Genomic DNA, 17,756 nt, shown 5'->3' on the forward strand with positions numbered 1-17,756 from the left:
AGGATGTTGGCTCAGAAGCAGCCACCATTTAAAGAGTGCGTAATAGCTCACTAGTCGAGTGACTCTGCGCCGAAAATGTACCGGGGCTAAATACACCACCGAAGCTGCGAATTGATACCAATGGTATCAGTGGTAGGGGAGCGTTCTAAGTGCAGTGAAGTCAGACCGGAAGGACTGGTGGAGCGCTTAGAAGTGAGAATGCCGGTATGAGTAGCGAAAGACGGGTGAGAATCCCGTCCACCGAATGCCTAAGGTTTCCTGAGGAAGGCTCGTCCGCTCAGGGTTAGTCAGGACCTAAGCCGAGGCCGACAGGCGTAGGCGATGGACAACAGGTTGATATTCCTGTACCACCTCTTTATCGTTTGAGCAATGGAGGGACGCAGAAGGATAGAAGAAGCGTGCGATTGGTTGTGCACGTCCAAGCAGTTAGGCTGATAAGTAGGCAAATCCGCTTATCGTGAAGGCTGAGCTGTGATGGGGAAGCTCCTTATGGAGCGAAGTCTTTGATTCCCCGCTGCCAAGAAAAGCTTCTAGCGAGATAAAAGGTGCCTGTACCGCAAACCGACACAGGTAGGCGAGGAGAGAATCCTAAGGTGTGCGAGAGAACTCTGGTTAAGGAACTCGGCAAAATGACCCCGTAACTTCGGGAGAAGGGGTGCTTTCTTAACGGAAAGCCGCAGTGAATAGGCCCAAGCGACTGTTTAGCAAAAACACAGGTCTCTGCGAAGCCGTAAGGCGAAGTATAGGGGCTGACACCTGCCCGGTGCTGGAAGGTTAAGGAGAGGGGTTAGCGTAAGCGAAGCTCTGAACTGAAGCCCCAGTAAACGGCGGCCGTAACTATAACGGTCCTAAGGTAGCGAAATTCCTTGTCGGGTAAGTTCCGACCCGCACGAAAGGTGTAACGATTTGGGCACTGTCTCAACCAGAGACTCGGTGAAATTATAGTACCTGTGAAGATGCAGGTTACCCGCGACAGGACGGAAAGACCCCGTGGAGCTTTACTGTAGCCTGATATTGAATTTTGGTACAGTTTGTACAGGATAGGCGGGAGCCATTGAAACCGGAGCGCTAGCTTCGGTGGAGGCGCTGGTGGGATACCGCCCTGACTGTATTGAAATTCTAACCTACGGGTCTCATCGACCCGGGAGACAGTGTCAGGTGGGCAGTTTGACTGGGGCGGTCGCCTCCTAAAGTGTAACGGAGGCGCCCAAAGGTTCCCTCAGAATGGTTGGAAATCATTCGTAGAGTGCAAAGGCATAAGGGAGCTTGACTGCGAGACCTACAAGTCGAGCAGGGACGAAAGTCGGGCTTAGTGATCCGGTGGTTCCGCATGGAAGGGCCATCGCTCAACGGATAAAAGCTACCCCGGGGATAACAGGCTTATCTCCCCCAAGAGTCCACATCGACGGGGAGGTTTGGCACCTCGATGTCGGCTCATCGCATCCTGGGGCTGTAGTCGGTCCCAAGGGTTGGGCTGTTCGCCCATTAAAGCGGTACGCGAGCTGGGTTCAGAACGTCGTGAGACAGTTCGGTCCCTATCCGTCGTGGGCGCAGGAAATTTGAGAGGAGCTGTCCTTAGTACGAGAGGACCGGGATGGACGCACCGCTGGTGTACCAGTTGTTCTGCCAAGGGCATAGCTGGGTAGCTATGTGCGGAAGGGATAAGTGCTGAAAGCATCTAAGCATGAAGCCCCCCTCAAGATGAGATTTCCCATAGCGTAAGCTAGTAAGATCCCTGAAAGATGATCAGGTTGATAGGTTCGAGGTGGAAGCATGGTGACATGTGGAGCTGACGAATACTAATAGATCGAGGACTTAACCATATAATATGAAGCAATGTTATCTAGTTTTGAAAGAATATAAAAAACTTGTTGACTTTCAAAAGTTAATGAGTTATAATAATTCTTGTCTTAAATGAATATAGTCTGGTAATGATGGCAGAGAGGCCACACCCGTTCCCATACCGAACACGGAAGTTAAGCTCTCTAGCGCCGATGGTAGTTGGGACCTTGTCCCTGTGAGAGTAGGACGTTGCCAGGCAATTCGGAGGATTAGCTCAGCTGGGAGAGCACCTGCCTTACAAGCAGGGGGTCGGCGGTTCGATCCCGTCATCCTCCACCATTTAGCCGACTTAGCTCAATTGGTAGAGCAACTGACTTGTAATCAGTAGGTTGGGGGTTCAAGTCCTCTAGTCGGCACCAGTTTTTAATTGTACGAGCCATTAGCTCAGTTGGTAGAGCATCTGACTTTTAATCAGAGGGTCGAAGGTTCGAATCCTTCATGGCTCACCATTTTAATGAAATATGCGGGTGTGGCGGAATTGGCAGACGCACTAGACTTAGGATCTAGCGCCTTTGGCGTGGGGGTTCGACTCCCTTCACCCGCACTTTTAATAAAATAACTCAAACATGTCTTGCGGAAGTAGTTCAGTGGTAGAATACAACCTTGCCAAGGTTGGGGTCGCGGGTTCGAATCCCGTCTTCCGCTCCAATTTTCAGTATGACATGCCGGGGTGGCGGAACAGGCAGACGCACAGGACTTAAAATCCTGCGGTGGGTGACCACCGTGCGGGTTCGACCCCCGCCCTCGGCACCATATGCGCCCGTAGCTCAATTGGATAGAGCGTTTGACTACGGATCAAGAGGTTAGGGGTTCGACTCCTCTCGGGCGCGTTTTTTTCGGGAAGTGGCTCAGCTTGGTAGAGCACCTGGTTTGGGACCAGGGGGTCGCAGGTTCAAATCCTGTCTTCCCGATACTTGTTTGGGGCCTTAGCTCAGCTGGGAGAGCGCCTGCCTTGCACGCAGGAGGTCAGCGGTTCGATCCCGCTAGGCTCCACCAAAAAAGTTCTTTGAAAACTGAACGAAACAAACAACGTGAACGTCAATTTTTATTTTTAGATGCTAGACAAACTAACTTTATTGGAGAGTTTGATCCTGGCTCAGGATGAACGCTGGCGGCGTGCCTAATACATGCAAGTCGAGCGAATGGATTAAGAGCTTGCTCTTATGAAGTTAGCGGCGGACGGGTGAGTAACACGTGGGTAACCTACCCATAAGACTGGGATAACTCCGGGAAACCGGGGCTAATACCGGATAATATTTTGAACTGCATAGTTCGAAATTGAAAGGCGGCTTCGGCTGTCACTTATGGATGGACCCGCGTCGCATTAGCTAGTTGGTGAGGTAACGGCTCACCAAGGCGACGATGCGTAGCCGACCTGAGAGGGTGATCGGCCACACTGGGACTGAGACACGGCCCAGACTCCTACGGGAGGCAGCAGTAGGGAATCTTCCGCAATGGACGAAAGTCTGACGGAGCAACGCCGCGTGAGTGATGAAGGCTTTCGGGTCGTAAAACTCTGTTGTTAGGGAAGAACAAGTGCTAGTTGAATAAGCTGGCACCTTGACGGTACCTAACCAGAAAGCCACGGCTAACTACGTGCCAGCAGCCGCGGTAATACGTAGGTGGCAAGCGTTATCCGGAATTATTGGGCGTAAAGCGCGCGCAGGTGGTTTCTTAAGTCTGATGTGAAAGCCCACGGCTCAACCGTGGAGGGTCATTGGAAACTGGGAGACTTGAGTGCAGAAGAGGAAAGTGGAATTCCATGTGTAGCGGTGAAATGCGTAGAGATATGGAGGAACACCAGTGGCGAAGGCGACTTTCTGGTCTGTAACTGACACTGAGGCGCGAAAGCGTGGGGAGCAAACAGGATTAGATACCCTGGTAGTCCACGCCGTAAACGATGAGTGCTAAGTGTTAGAGGGTTTCCGCCCTTTAGTGCTGAAGTTAACGCATTAAGCACTCCGCCTGGGGAGTACGGCCGCAAGGCTGAAACTCAAAGGAATTGACGGGGGCCCGCACAAGCGGTGGAGCATGTGGTTTAATTCGAAGCAACGCGAAGAACCTTACCAGGTCTTGACATCCTCTGAAAACTCTAGAGATAGAGCTTCTCCTTCGGGAGCAGAGTGACAGGTGGTGCATGGTTGTCGTCAGCTCGTGTCGTGAGATGTTGGGTTAAGTCCCGCAACGAGCGCAACCCTTGATCTTAGTTGCCATCATTAAGTTGGGCACTCTAAGGTGACTGCCGGTGACAAACCGGAGGAAGGTGGGGATGACGTCAAATCATCATGCCCCTTATGACCTGGGCTACACACGTGCTACAATGGACGGTACAAAGAGCTGCAAGACCGCGAGGTGGAGCTAATCTCATAAAACCGTTCTCAGTTCGGATTGTAGGCTGCAACTCGCCTACATGAAGCTGGAATCGCTAGTAATCGCGGATCAGCATGCCGCGGTGAATACGTTCCCGGGCCTTGTACACACCGCCCGTCACACCACGAGAGTTTGTAACACCCGAAGTCGGTGGGGTAACCTTTATGGAGCCAGCCGCCTAAGGTGGGACAGATGATTGGGGTGAAGTCGTAACAAGGTAGCCGTATCGGAAGGTGCGGCTGGATCACCTCCTTTCTATGGAGAATTGATGAACGCAGTTCATCAATAAACGTTGACTTGTTTTGTTTCGTTCAGTTTTGAGAGAACTATCTCTCAAGTTTAAATGTATGTTCTTTGAAAACTAGATAACAGTGTAGCTCATATTTTTTTAATTTTAGTTTGGTTAAGTTAGAAAGGGCGCACGGTGGATGCCTTGACACTAGGAGTCGATGAAGGACGGGACTAACGCCGATATGCTTCGGGGAGCTGTAAGTAAGCTTTGATCCGAAGATTTCCGAATGGGGAAACCCACTATACGTAATGGTATGGTATCCTTACCTGAATACATAGGGTATGGAAGACAGACCCAGGGAACTGAAACATCTAAGTACCTGGAGGAAGAGAAAGCAAATGCGATTTCCTGAGTAGCGGCGAGCGAAACGGAATCTAGCCCAAACCAAGAGGCTTGCCTCTTGGGGTTGTAGGACATTCTATACGGAGTTACAAAGGAACGAGGTAGACGAAGCGACCTGGAAAGGTCCGTCACAGAGGGTAACAACCCCGTAGTCGAAACTTCGTTCTCTCTTGAATGTATCCTGAGTACGGCGGAACACGTGAAATTCCGTCGGAATCTGGGAGGACCATCTCCCAAGGCTAAATACTCCCTAGTGATCGATAGTGAACCAGTACCGTGAGGGAAAGGTGAAAAGCACCCCGGAAGGGGAGTGAAAGAGATCCTGAAACCGTGTGCCTACAAATAGTCAGAGCCCGTTAATGGGTGATGGCGTGCCTTTTGTAGAATGAACCGGCGAGTTACGATCCCGTGCGAGGTTAAGCTGAAGAGGCGGAGCCGCAGCGAAAGCGAGTCTGAATAGGGCGTTTAGTACGTGGTCGTAGACCCGAAACCAGGTGATCTACCCATGTCCAGGGTGAAGTTCAGGTAACACTGAATGGAGGCCCGAACCCACGCACGTTGAAAAGTGCGGGGATGAGGTGTGGGTAGCGGAGAAATTCCAATCGAACCTGGAGATAGCTGGTTCTCCCCGAAATAGCTTTAGGGCTAGCCTTAAGTGTAAGAGTCTTGGAGGTAGAGCACTGATTGAACTAGGGGTCCTCATCGGATTACCGAATTCAGTCAAACTCCGAATGCCAATGACTTATCCTTAGGAGTCAGACTGCGAGTGATAAGATCCGTAGTCAAGAGGGAAACAGCCCAGATCGCCAGCTAAGGTCCCAAAGTGTGTATTAAGTGGAAAAGGATGTGGAGTTGCTTAGACAACTAGGATGTTGGCTCAGAAGCAGCCACCATTTAAAGAGTGCGTAATAGCTCACTAGTCGAGTGACTCTGCGCCGAAAATGTACCGGGGCTAAATACACCACCGAAGCTGCGAATTGATACCAATGGTATCAGTGGTAGGGGAGCGTTCTAAGTGCAGTGAAGTCAGACCGGAAGGACTGGTGGAGCGCTTAGAAGTGAGAATGCCGGTATGAGTAGCGAAAGACGGGTGAGAATCCCGTCCACCGAATGCCTAAGGTTTCCTGAGGAAGGCTCGTCCGCTCAGGGTTAGTCAGGACCTAAGCCGAGGCCGACAGGCGTAGGCGATGGACAACAGGTTGATATTCCTGTACCACCTCTTTATCGTTTGAGCAATGGAGGGACGCAGAAGGATAGAAGAAGCGTGCGATTGGTTGTGCACGTCCAAGCAGTTAGGCTGATAAGTAGGCAAATCCGCTTATCGTGAAGGCTGAGCTGTGATGGGGAAGCTCCTTATGGAGCGAAGTCTTTGATTCCCCGCTGCCAAGAAAAGCTTCTAGCGAGATAAAAGGTGCCTGTACCGCAAACCGACACAGGTAGGCGAGGAGAGAATCCTAAGGTGTGCGAGAGAACTCTGGTTAAGGAACTCGGCAAAATGACCCCGTAACTTCGGGAGAAGGGGTGCTTTCTTAACGGAAAGCCGCAGTGAATAGGCCCAAGCGACTGTTTAGCAAAAACACAGGTCTCTGCGAAGCCGTAAGGCGAAGTATAGGGGCTGACACCTGCCCGGTGCTGGAAGGTTAAGGAGAGGGGTTAGCGTAAGCGAAGCTCTGAACTGAAGCCCCAGTAAACGGCGGCCGTAACTATAACGGTCCTAAGGTAGCGAAATTCCTTGTCGGGTAAGTTCCGACCCGCACGAAAGGTGTAACGATTTGGGCACTGTCTCAACCAGAGACTCGGTGAAATTATAGTACCTGTGAAGATGCAGGTTACCCGCGACAGGACGGAAAGACCCCGTGGAGCTTTACTGTAGCCTGATATTGAATTTTGGTACAGTTTGTACAGGATAGGCGGGAGCCATTGAAACCGGAGCGCTAGCTTCGGTGGAGGCGCTGGTGGGATACCGCCCTGACTGTATTGAAATTCTAACCTACGGGTCTCATCGACCCGGGAGACAGTGTCAGGTGGGCAGTTTGACTGGGGCGGTCGCCTCCTAAAGTGTAACGGAGGCGCCCAAAGGTTCCCTCAGAATGGTTGGAAATCATTCGTAGAGTGCAAAGGCATAAGGGAGCTTGACTGCGAGACCTACAAGTCGAGCAGGGACGAAAGTCGGGCTTAGTGATCCGGTGGTTCCGCATGGAAGGGCCATCGCTCAACGGATAAAAGCTACCCCGGGGATAACAGGCTTATCTCCCCCAAGAGTCCACATCGACGGGGAGGTTTGGCACCTCGATGTCGGCTCATCGCATCCTGGGGCTGTAGTCGGTCCCAAGGGTTGGGCTGTTCGCCCATTAAAGCGGTACGCGAGCTGGGTTCAGAACGTCGTGAGACAGTTCGGTCCCTATCCGTCGTGGGCGCAGGAAATTTGAGAGGAGCTGTCCTTAGTACGAGAGGACCGGGATGGACGCACCGCTGGTGTACCAGTTGTTCTGCCAAGGGCATAGCTGGGTAGCTATGTGCGGAAGGGATAAGTGCTGAAAGCATCTAAGCATGAAGCCCCCCTCAAGATGAGATTTCCCATAGCGTAAGCTAGTAAGATCCCTGAAAGATGATCAGGTTGATAGGTTCGAGGTGGAAGCATGGTGACATGTGGAGCTGACGAATACTAATAGATCGAGGACTTAACCATATAATATGAAGCAAATGTTATCTAGTTTTGAAGGAATATACCTTCATAGTTTGGTGATGATGGCAGAGAGGTCACACCCGTTCCCATACCGAACACGGAAGTTAAGCTCTCTAGCGCCGATGGTAGTTGGGACCTTGTCCCTGTGAGAGTAGGACGTCGCCAAGCAAGATAAAAACACAAGTCTTTTGACTTGTGTTTTTTTGTGTTTCTTTTTACAATTCATAGTAATTTAAAAAATCTTTACTTAAAGAATCGTCCTTTTGATTAAAGACAGGGAAATGTGGCTAGGATAGTGAATAAGCAAAAGAGTTGCAAATTTTTTTAATACGTATATAATTAAAGTCAAAGATAGTCAAAGTCAATAAAGGTGGCGGATAAATGAGAAATATATCTGATATCATTGAGAAATATCTAAAGCAAGTTATTGACTTAAGCAATAATAATGCGATTGAAATCAAGAGGAATGAGGTCGCTGATCGATTCGATTGTGTGCCGTCTCAAATCAACTATGTAATCAATACCCGTTTTACGTTAGAAAGAGGATTTGTAGTAGAAAGTAAACGAGGTGGAGGAGGTTACATTCGCATTATAAAAGTCAAACTGCATGATGATATAGACATTATTGATCAAATGCTTCATATGATTGATCATAGCGTTGCACAAGGAAATGCTGAAAGTATGATTATACGTTTAATAGAAGAAGGAATTATAACAAATCGTGAAGCTAAACTTATGTTAAGCGTACTAGATCGTTCTGTATTATTAATGGATGTTCCTTCTCGAGATGAACTTAGGGCTCGAATATTATGCGCAATGTTAAGAACACTGAAATATAAATAAATATAACTTTTGTTAAGAATGATAGCTAAGGTAATGCAGTTTAATATTGTAGGGATTTTGAAAGATGACATGTGCTTTTACTAAATGGATTAAGGAAAGAGAACAATCTAGTAATGTATGAAAAGTATCATGAGATAGATCGTTCCTGTTGTAAAGGTGGGGGATAGCGATGACTTGTCAAAACTGTAATATAAGACCAGCAACTTTACATTATACAAAAGTAATCAACGGAAAAAAGGCGGAAGTTCATCTTTGCGAGCAATGTGCAGAACAAAGTGGCTATACGTCTTTCTTTCAATCACCGCAGTCTAATTTTTCATTCCATGACCTATTAGCCGGATTATTGCATAGTGAACCAGTAATGTTTGAAGAAGGGCAAGATGCATTTTCAAATGCAAATATATCAAGATGTCCGAATTGTAAGATGACATATGAACAATTTACAAAAGTGGGACGCTTTGGATGTGCTTCTTGTTACGATACATTTAAGGGGCATTTAAAACCATTGTTAAAACGTCTTCACGGTGGGCATACGGATCATTGTGGAAAAATTCCTGAACGTATAGAAGGAAATATCTACTTAAAGAAAGAATTAGATGAACTAAAACTCAATCTGAAACAATATGTACAGAAAGAGGAATTTGAGAAAGCGGCTGAAGTACGAGATAAAATTCGAGGTCTTGTAAATCAGCTTAGTGAGCATAGAGAGGGGGAATAGTTCTATGTCACTGGACAGAATCATGAATGAAGCGATTAGTCCATGGATGAAGGGAGATGGCCCTGATTCTGATATTGTTTTAAGTAGTCGAATTCGTTTGGCTCGTAATTTTAAAAAATATCAATTCTCTACTATGCAAAACGAGGAAGAAGCTAAGCAGATTCATGAGTTATTTAAGAAGAAGTTTATAAAAAAACCTGTAGAACCTTTTGGGGAGTTTGAACTATTAAAAATGAATGAATTAAATCCTCTTCAAAGGAGAGTTTTAGTTGAGAAGCATTTAATTAGTCCAAATCTTGCAGGAACAGAATACGGAGCATGCCTACTATCAGAAAGTGAACATATAAGTATCATGCTTAATGAAGAGGATCATGTTAGGATTCAGTGCCTATTTTCAGGTTTACAGTTATCAGAGGCGCTTCAAAGTGCCAATCAAATAGATAATTGGATCGAGGAGCAGGTTGAATATGCTTTTGATGAATCGCTTGGATATATTACGAGTTGTCCCACTAACGTCGGTACAGGATTAAGGGCTTCGGTAATGATTCATTTGCCGGGACTGGTTTTAGCGAAAAGAATTAACCGTATTATACAAGTAATTCAAAAATTAGGGTTAGTAGTAAGAGGAATATACGGTGAAGGTAGCGAAGCGTTAGGTAATATATTTCAAGTGTCAAATCAAATGACACTAGGGAAATCAGAAGAAGATATTATTGCAGATTTAAAGAGTGTCATTCAACAAATCATCCATCAAGAAAAAACGGCTAGAGAATTAATTGTACAAAATTCAAGCATTGAGCTTGAAGATAAGGTATATCGTTCTTACGGAATACTAGCTAACAGTCGTTTAATTCAATCTGCAGAAGCAGCCACTTGCTTATCAGATGTACGGCTTGGTATTGACTTAGGATATATACAAGGTATATCGAGAAATATTTTAACTGAGTTAATGGTTCTTACTCAGCCAGGCATTTTGCAACAATATGCAGGAGGACCTTTAGGACCAGAAGAAAGAGATTATCGAAGAGCAACCTTAATCCGTGAGCGATTACGAATTGAACAAAATTAAGCGCAAGTAGGAGGCGATTTCTATGATGTTTGGAAGATTTACAGAACGAGCACAGAAAGTATTAGCTTTATCTCAAGAGGAAGCAATTCGCATTGGGCATAATAATATTGGAACAGAACATATTTTACTTGGGCTTGTACGCGAAGGTGAAGGAATTGCAGCAAAAGCGTTAATTGCTCTTGGATTAAGTCCAGAGAAAGTTCAAAAAGAGGTAGAAGCATTAATTGGACGTGGAACGGAAGCTTCTCAAACAGTACATTACACACCTCGTGCTAAAAAAGTTATTGAGTTGTCTATGGACGAAGCTCGTAAGCTAGGCCATTCCTACGTTGGAACAGAACATATTTTACTTGGTTTAATCCGTGAAGGTGAAGGTGTAGCAGCACGCGTTTTAAATAATTTAGGTGTAAGCCTAAATAAAGCAAGACAACAAGTGTTACAACTCCTTGGAAGTAATGAAGCTAGTTCAGGTCACCAGGGTGGTTCATCAACAAATGCGAATACACCTACACTTGACAGTCTAGCACGTGATTTAACAGTTGTTGCACGTGAAAATCGTTTAGATCCTGTTATTGGACGTAGTAAAGAAATTCAACGTGTAATTGAAGTGTTAAGCCGTAGAACAAAAAACAATCCAGTATTAATTGGAGAACCTGGTGTAGGTAAGACAGCAATTGCGGAAGGATTAGCACAGCAAATTGTAAATAATGAAGTTCCTGAAACTTTAAGAGATAAGCGTGTTATGACATTAGATATGGGTACAGTTGTTGCTGGAACAAAATATCGTGGTGAATTTGAGGATCGTTTAAAGAAAGTGATGGATGAGATTCGCCAAGCTGGTAACATCATTCTATTTATTGATGAGCTTCATACGTTAATTGGTGCAGGAGGGGCGGAAGGTGCAATTGATGCATCGAATATTTTAAAACCATCTTTAGCACGTGGTGAATTACAATGTATTGGTGCAACAACTTTAGACGAATATCGTAAATATATTGAAAAGGATGCGGCATTAGAAAGACGTTTCCAACCAATTCATGTTGATGAACCAAACTTAGAAGAATCAGTTCAGATTTTAAAAGGTTTACGTGACCGTTATGAGGCGCATCACCGCGTATCTATTACAGATGATGCAATCGATGCGGCTGTAAAACTTTCAGATCGTTACATTACAGACCGTTTTTTACCTGATAAAGCAATCGATTTAATTGATGAGGCTGCATCAAAAGTGCGCTTACGTTCTTATACAACACCGCCAAACTTAAAAGAGCTTGAAGTGAAGCTTGAGGAAATTAGAAAAGAAAAAGATGCAGCTGTACAAAGCCAAGAATTTGAAAAAGCTGCTTCCTTACGTGATATGGAACAACGTTTGCGTGAAAAGTTAGAAGATACAAAGCGTCAGTGGAAAGAGAAACAAGGACAAGAAAACTCAGAAGTAACAGTAGAAGATATTGCAAATGTCGTTTCCACATGGACGCGTATTCCAGTTTCTAAACTTGCACAAACAGAGACAGATAAATTATTAAACTTGGAATCAATTTTACATGATCGTTTAATTGGGCAGGATGAAGCAGTTGTAGCTGTGGCAAAAGCTGTTCGTCGTGCGAGAGCGGGATTAAAAGATCCGAAACGTCCAATTGGCTCATTTATTTTCCTAGGACCTACTGGTGTAGGTAAAACAGAACTAGCAAGGGCATTAGCGGAATCTATGTTCGGTGATGAGGATGCAATGATCCGCATCGATATGTCTGAGTACATGGAAAAGCATTCTACTTCTCGTTTAGTTGGATCTCCTCCAGGATATGTTGGATATGAAGAAGGTGGACAATTAACAGAGAAAGTTCGTCGTAAGCCATATTCAGTTGTCTTATTAGATGAAGTAGAGAAAGCTCATCCTGATGTGTTTAATATTTTACTACAAGTATTAGAAGATGGCCGTTTAACAGATTCTAAAGGACGTACAGTTGATTTCCGTAATACAATTGTTATTATGACGTCTAATGTTGGTGCAGACGCATTAAAACGTAATAAACATCTTGGATTTAACGTACAAGATGAGAGCCGCGATTATTCAGATATGAAAGGTAAAGTAATGGATGAATTGAAAAAAGCATTTCGTCCAGAATTCTTAAACCGTATTGATGAAATTATCGTGTTCCATATGCTTGAGAAAAAACATATTCAAGAAATTGTAACTCTTATGGTGAATCAGTTAGTGAATCGCTTAAAAGAACAAGAGATTGAATTGCATTTAACAGAAGGAGCAATTTCAGCAATTGCTGATAAAGGATTTGATCGAGAGTACGGTGCTCGTCCGCTTCGTAGAGCAATTCAAAAACATGTAGAAGATAGACTATCAGAAGAACTGTTAAAAGGTGCTATTGAGAAAGGACAAAAAGTTATCTTTGATATAGAAGGAGAATCATTTGTCATTCATAGTGCGGAAAAGGTAAAATAAGTATAGACAAACAAAGAGGGCTACGCGATAGCCCTCTTTCTTGTACGAGAAGGATAAACGTTTGTAGATGAAAGTGAAGTGAACTATAAAAGATATGGCTAAAAAGAAAACAAAATTTACATGTCAAGAATGTGGTTATCAGTCGCCAAAATATATGGGGAAATGTCCTGGATGTGGTCAATGGAATACGCTTGTTGAAGAGATGGAACCAGTTGTATCATCAAGACGCCTTAATTATGCCAATGCAATTCAATCAGAAGTAACAAAACCAAGACGCTTAACAGAGGTAGAAACAAAGTCTGAGGCGCGTATTGAAACGAAATTTCAAGAGTTTAACCGTGTACTTGGTGGCGGGATTGTAGATGGATCTTTAGTACTTATTGGTGGAGACCCTGGGATTGGGAAATCAACATTGTTATTACAAATTTCATCGCAATTAGCAGATTCTTTATATGATGTACTATACATATCAGGTGAGGAGTCAGCAAAGCAGATCAAACTTCGTGCAGATCGTTTGCATGTAAAGGGTAGTAATCTATTTGTTGTAGCAGAGACTGATTTACAGAGAATTGCAGCGCACATTGAGGAGATGAATCCAGCTTTTGTTGTTATTGACTCCATCCAGACGATACATTTACCTGAAGTGACGTCAGCCCCAGGGAGTGTAACGCAAGTACGTGAATGTACAGCGGAATTAATGAAACTTGCAAAGACGAAAGGGATTCCTATTTTTATCGTCGGACATGTGACAAAAGAAGGGGCAATTGCAGGACCACGTATGCTAGAACATATGGTTGATGCAGTTCTTTACTTTGAAGGAGATCGTCACCATACATATCGTATTTTGCGAGCTGTGAAGAACCGTTTTGGTTCCACAAATGAAATGGGTATCTTTGAAATGAAGGAACTAGGTCTTGCAGAAGTACTAAATCCTTCTGAAATTTTCCTTGAGGAACGTCCAGTTGGAGTTGCAGGATCCACAGTGGTTGCTTCAATGGAAGGAACAAGGCCGGTTTTAGTAGAAATACAAGCATTAATCTCCCCTACTAGTTTTGGAAATCCTCGAAGAATGGCGACGGGAATTGATCATAACCGCGTTTCACTTATTATGGCAGTGCTAGAAAAAAGAACAGGTTTATTGTTGCAAAATCAAGACGCATATTTAAAAGTTGCGGGTGGCTTGAAATTAGATGAACCAGCAATCGATTTAGCTGTCGCCTTAAGTATTGCTTCAAGTTTCAGAGATAAAGCTACTGCACCAGCCGATGCGGTAATAGGAGAAGTAGGCCTAACTGGAGAAATAAGAAGAGTATCAAGAATTGAACAACGTGTACAAGAAGCAGCGAAATTAGGATTTCAACGTGCTATTATTCCTAGAAAAAATTTGGGAGGATGGACAATTCCAGATGGGATTGAGGTAGTAGGTGTTTCTAATTTAGGAGAAGCGCTTCGTTTGACATTAGGAGGCTAGGCTATGGAGGAAAACAAGCAACGTGTCAAAAGTATGATTAATATTCTACAGCTTGTTGCCCCAGGAACACCACTACGCGAAGGGATAGATAACGTACTTCGTGCGCAAACTGGAGGGCTAATTGTTCTTGGGTATAATGAGCAGATTAAAAGTATTGTTGATGGAGGATTTCACATTAATTGTGCATTCTCGCCGGCTAGTTTATATGAATTAGCAAAAATGGATGGGGCACTTATTTTAAATGAAACTGGGAGCAAAATTTTAATTGCAAATGCACAATTAGTTCCAGATCCATCCATTGATTCTATTGAAACAGGTATGCGTCACCGAACGGCAGAGCGTGTAGCAAAGCAGACGGCTAGCCTTGTTGTGGCTATTTCACAAAGACGTAACGTAATTACACTATATCAAGGGAATTTACGTTATACACTAAAAGATATAGGTGTAATTTTAACAAAGGCAAACCAAGCTATTCAAACGTTAGAAAAATATAAAGCTGTATGGAATGATGGGATTACGAATTTGGGCATTCTAGAATTTGAAGAGGTCGTTACAATGTCCGAGGTAGTTCACGTTTTACATAGTGTTGAAATGGTACTGCGTATTAAAAATGAAATAGTGAGCTACATTCATGAGTTAGGAACGGAAGGAAGGTTAATTCGTTTACAACTTACAGAATTACTAGCCGACTTAGAAGCAGAGGCAGCGTTATTAATTAAGGATTATTATCAAGAAAAAACGCAGGATCACCATCAAATTTTGAAAAAGTTACAAGATCTTGCAAATACACAGCTTTTAGAGGATAGCGATTTAGTTAAATTGCTCGGCTATCCAGGGCAAATGAGCTTAGAAGAAAGCGTGACACCGAGGGGATACCGAATCGCAAGCAAAATTTCTCGTGTTCCACCACTTATCATTGAAAATTTAATTAATCGATTTAAAACATTGCAAGGTGTTTGTCGTGCAACTATTAATGAATTGGATGATGTGGAAGGAATTGGGGAAGTTAGGGCGAAGAAAATACGAGAGGGCCTAAAAAGAATTCAAGAGCATCTCTATATGAGTAGACACAATTAAGAATATTACATTGATTCCATAATATAACGACACTAGAACATTTTTGTTATATGATATGGTATATTGGTAAATAAAACTATTTACAAAAAAACACGTCCGCTTTTGCATTCGGCGTTTTGATTAGCAAAACAATGGTTAATAATGAGTAGGAGGTGGTTGGATGTTAAAAAGGATCGTACAGCTCTTCTTTTTAGTGATCGGGGGAGCGTTAGGGATTTTTCTAATCCCAAAAGTTATTAATGTATTGGACGTTGGTGCTGTTCCTTTGCTTGAGGGATCGTACGTTCGTGCAATTATTGGTGCAATTATTTTATTTTTAACAACATTTTGGCTTGTGGATTATATTGTTCAACTTATTAAACATATCGAAGAAGCCCTTGTAAAGGCACCGGTAGCGGATGTTTTATTTGGTACATTAGGGTTGATCTCTGGTCTTATTGTTGCATATTTAATTTTGATACCAATTCGTGAATTCACGATTCCAGTCATTAGTACAGTATTACAAGTGTTCTTTACTCTTTTACTTGGTTATTTAGGATTCCAAGTAGGATTTAAAAAGAGAAATGAATTGCTAGGATTATTTACATTACCCCAGCGTGGAGGTAAGAAGAAAAACAATAGCGAGAACGAAGAGGTAGAGGTAGAAAAATCTACAACTCATTGGAAAATTCTCGATACAAGCGTAATTATTGATGGACGTATTGCGGATATTTGCCAAACGAAGTTTTTAGAAGGAACAATTGTGATTCCACAATTCGTATTAGAAGAGCTTCAGCATATTGCCGATTCTTCTGATGCTTTAAAGCGTAATCGTGGTCGCAGAGGATTAGACATTTTAAATCGTATTCAAAAAGAGCTACCAATTCCGGTGGAAATTTATGAAGGCGATTTTGAGGATATCCAAGAGGTGGATAGCAAGCTTGTAAAGTTAGCTAAAATCACTGGTGGAACTGTTGTAACAAATGATTTCAACTTAAACAAAGTTTCTGAATTACAAGGAGTAACAGTATTAAACATTAACGATTTAGCAAATGCAATTAAACCAGTCGTACTCCCTGGCGAAGAATTAAGTGTTTATGTTGTGAAAGATGGTAAAGAACAAAATCAAGGTGTGGCATATTTAGATGATGGCACGATGATTGTAGTAGAAGACGGTAGAGAATATGTCGGTTCGCAACTTAATGTACTAGTTACAAGTGTGTTGCAAACATCGGCAGGTCGTATGATTTTCGCAAAACGTAAATTATTAGAAAAAGCATTATAAGTAGAGGATTATTAATATGTATACGTTAATTATTCCAGCAGCGGGTCAAGGGAAACGGATGGGTGCTGGCAAAAACAAGTTGTTCTTACTTATAAATGGAGTACCTATCATTGTGCATACATTACGTGCTTTTGAAAAAGATAAAGCATGTAAACGTATTATCATGGCAATTAACGAAGAGGAACGCCCTTATTTTGAGGAGTTAATGCAGAAGTACCCGGTTGAAAAGCAGGTGCAATTTATTCAAGGCGGGGCCGAAAGACAAGATAGTGTGTATAATGCGCTTCAGTATGTGAGTGGTGTTGAATATGTTCTCGTACACGATGGTGCGCGCCCGTTCGTAACGAATAAGATGATGCAAGATGTATTAACTGCAGCAGAGAAATATGGTGCTTCCATTTGTGCGGTGCCAGTGAAGGATACCATTAAGAAAGTAGAACAGGGTGTTGTTGTTGAAACGGTAGAACGTTCTCAGCTTAAAGCGGTTCAAACACCGCAAGGATTTTCTGTTCCTCTTTTATTAGAAGCTCATAGAAGTGCAAAGCAAAGTTGTTTTCTTGGTACAGATGACGCGAGTCTCGTAGAACGTGTAGGGAAGAAAGTAGGCGTAGTAGAGGGGAGTTACTATAATATTAAAGTGACGACTCCAGAGGATTTACTAATTGCTGAAAGTTTCCTTCATGTTCAGAAAAAATAGAAGTGATGGTATTATAGTAAAGAAAAGCTCGGCAGTTGCCGGGCTTTTCTTTATAGAGATAGCAATATAATATAGAATTCATAAAGTAGTTTAGATTGAGGAGGATGTAAAGAATGTTTCGAATTGGACAAGGTTTTGATGTACATGAATTTGCGGAAGGTAGACCGTTAATTATCGGTGGAATTACAATTCCTCATGAAAAAGGATTAATCGGTCACTCGGATGCAGATGTATTGTTACATACGATTGCTGACGCATGTCTAGGAGCAATTGCAGCAGGAGATATTGGAAAACATTTTCCCGATACAGATCCTGCCTTTAAAGATGCGGATTCAGCTGTATTGTTACAAAAGGTTTGGGAATTTGTGCGTGAACAAGGTTATGAGCTAGGGAACCTAGATTGTACAATTATTGCCCAAAAGCCAAAAATGGCACCGCATATTGAAAGCATGCGTAAACGCATTAGTGAACTATTAGAAACGTCTATTGATAATATTAATGTAAAGGCAACAACAACAGAAAAATTAGGATTTACAGGTAGAGAAGAAGGGATTGCTTCTCAAGCGGTTGTTTTATTACAGAAAAAATAGTGGTTTTTAATTCGTAAGATGGATAATCACGTTTTTT

9 protein-coding genes, 9 tRNA genes and 5 rRNA genes (1 of these 23 cut by a window edge) are annotated in these 17,756 nt (G+C 43.3%); all 23 read left to right on the forward strand.

From position 1 onward, the window contains the following. Positions 1-1,823: ribosomal RNA gene (locus NSQ69_RS00440) — 23S ribosomal RNA — on the forward strand; it begins 1,099 nt to the left of the window's first position. A 101-nt stretch (positions 1,824-1,924) separates the two neighbouring features. Further along, positions 1,925-2,040, forward strand: a 5S ribosomal RNA gene (gene rrf / locus NSQ69_RS00445). A 5-nt stretch (positions 2,041-2,045) separates the two neighbouring features. Beyond that, positions 2,046-2,121 (forward strand) — tRNA-Val (locus NSQ69_RS00450). A gap of 4 nt (positions 2,122-2,125) precedes the next feature. After that, positions 2,126-2,201 (forward strand) — tRNA-Thr (locus NSQ69_RS00455). A 14-nt stretch (positions 2,202-2,215) separates the two neighbouring features. After that, positions 2,216-2,291: transfer RNA gene (locus NSQ69_RS00460), tRNA-Lys, on the forward strand. A gap of 14 nt (positions 2,292-2,305) precedes the next feature. Further along, positions 2,306-2,386 (forward strand) — tRNA-Leu (locus NSQ69_RS00465). 29 nt (positions 2,387-2,415) lie between these two features. Then, positions 2,416-2,490, forward strand: a tRNA-Gly gene (locus tag NSQ69_RS00470). Positions 2,491-2,506: 16 nt separating this feature from the next. Next, positions 2,507-2,595 (forward strand) — tRNA-Leu (locus NSQ69_RS00475). Positions 2,596-2,598: 3 nt separating this feature from the next. Further along, positions 2,599-2,672, forward strand: a tRNA-Arg gene (locus tag NSQ69_RS00480). A gap of 7 nt (positions 2,673-2,679) precedes the next feature. Beyond that, a tRNA-Pro gene (locus NSQ69_RS00485) sits at positions 2,680-2,753 on the forward strand. A 9-nt stretch (positions 2,754-2,762) separates the two neighbouring features. Then, positions 2,763-2,838, forward strand: a tRNA-Ala gene (locus NSQ69_RS00490). A gap of 77 nt (positions 2,839-2,915) precedes the next feature. Beyond that, positions 2,916-4,467: ribosomal RNA gene (locus NSQ69_RS00495) — 16S ribosomal RNA — on the forward strand. A 146-nt stretch (positions 4,468-4,613) separates the two neighbouring features. Beyond that, positions 4,614-7,535, forward strand: a 23S ribosomal RNA gene (locus NSQ69_RS00500). Between the two features lie 49 nt (positions 7,536-7,584). After that, positions 7,585-7,700: ribosomal RNA gene (gene rrf / locus NSQ69_RS00505) — 5S ribosomal RNA — on the forward strand. Together the 16S, 23S and 5S rRNA genes with 9 tRNA genes alongside form the textbook arrangement of a ribosomal RNA operon. A 213-nt stretch (positions 7,701-7,913) precedes the next feature. Next, positions 7,914-8,375 carry a transcriptional regulator CtsR gene (gene ctsR / locus NSQ69_RS00510; RefSeq protein ID WP_002029353.1) on the forward strand — a complete coding sequence of 154 codons (462 nt, stop codon included), beginning with the start codon at positions 7,914-7,916 and terminating at the stop codon, positions 8,373-8,375. Between the two features lie 169 nt (positions 8,376-8,544). Further along, complete coding sequence (locus NSQ69_RS00515; RefSeq protein WP_341098865.1) at positions 8,545-9,093, forward strand: UvrB/UvrC motif-containing protein; 549 nt, start codon at positions 8,545-8,547, stop codon at positions 9,091-9,093. 4 nt (positions 9,094-9,097) lie between these two features. Further along, on the forward strand, positions 9,098-10,162 hold the full coding sequence (locus NSQ69_RS00520; protein ID WP_341098866.1) for a protein arginine kinase: 1,065 nt from the start codon (positions 9,098-9,100) through the stop codon (positions 10,160-10,162). Between the two features lie 22 nt (positions 10,163-10,184). Continuing rightward, entirely contained in the window at positions 10,185-12,620 is a 2,436-nt protein-coding gene (gene clpC, locus NSQ69_RS00525) for an ATP-dependent protease ATP-binding subunit ClpC (protein WP_002063405.1), read from the forward strand. Between the two features lie 94 nt (positions 12,621-12,714). Next, on the forward strand, positions 12,715-14,091 hold the full coding sequence (gene radA / locus NSQ69_RS00530) for a DNA repair protein RadA (protein ID WP_002169331.1): 1,377 nt from the start codon (positions 12,715-12,717) through the stop codon (positions 14,089-14,091). A 3-nt stretch (positions 14,092-14,094) separates the two neighbouring features. Beyond that, on the forward strand, positions 14,095-15,168 hold the full coding sequence (gene disA / locus NSQ69_RS00535) for a DNA integrity scanning diadenylate cyclase DisA (RefSeq protein ID WP_000392162.1): 1,074 nt from the start codon (positions 14,095-14,097) through the stop codon (positions 15,166-15,168). 160 nt (positions 15,169-15,328) lie between these two features. Continuing rightward, positions 15,329-16,432, forward strand: a complete 1,104-nt coding sequence (locus tag NSQ69_RS00540) for a PIN/TRAM domain-containing protein (RefSeq protein WP_002063406.1) — start codon at positions 15,329-15,331, stop codon at positions 16,430-16,432. Between the two features lie 16 nt (positions 16,433-16,448). Continuing rightward, a complete protein-coding gene (gene ispD, locus NSQ69_RS00545) occupies positions 16,449-17,129 on the forward strand; it encodes a 2-C-methyl-D-erythritol 4-phosphate cytidylyltransferase (protein WP_002009811.1) in 681 nt (226 codons plus the stop codon). 113 nt (positions 17,130-17,242) lie between these two features. Continuing rightward, the gene (ispF, locus tag NSQ69_RS00550; RefSeq protein WP_000488386.1) at positions 17,243-17,719 is read left to right on the forward strand and encodes a 2-C-methyl-D-erythritol 2,4-cyclodiphosphate synthase; all 477 of its coding nucleotides are present in this window, start codon (positions 17,243-17,245) and stop codon (positions 17,717-17,719) included. Positions 17,720-17,756: the final 37 nt, after the last annotated feature.

The sequence above is a fragment of the Bacillus sp. FSL R10-2201 genome (assembly GCF_038008665.1).
In the GTDB taxonomy this organism is placed as follows: Bacteria; Bacillota; Bacilli; order Bacillales; family Bacillaceae_G; genus Bacillus_A; species Bacillus_A mycoides.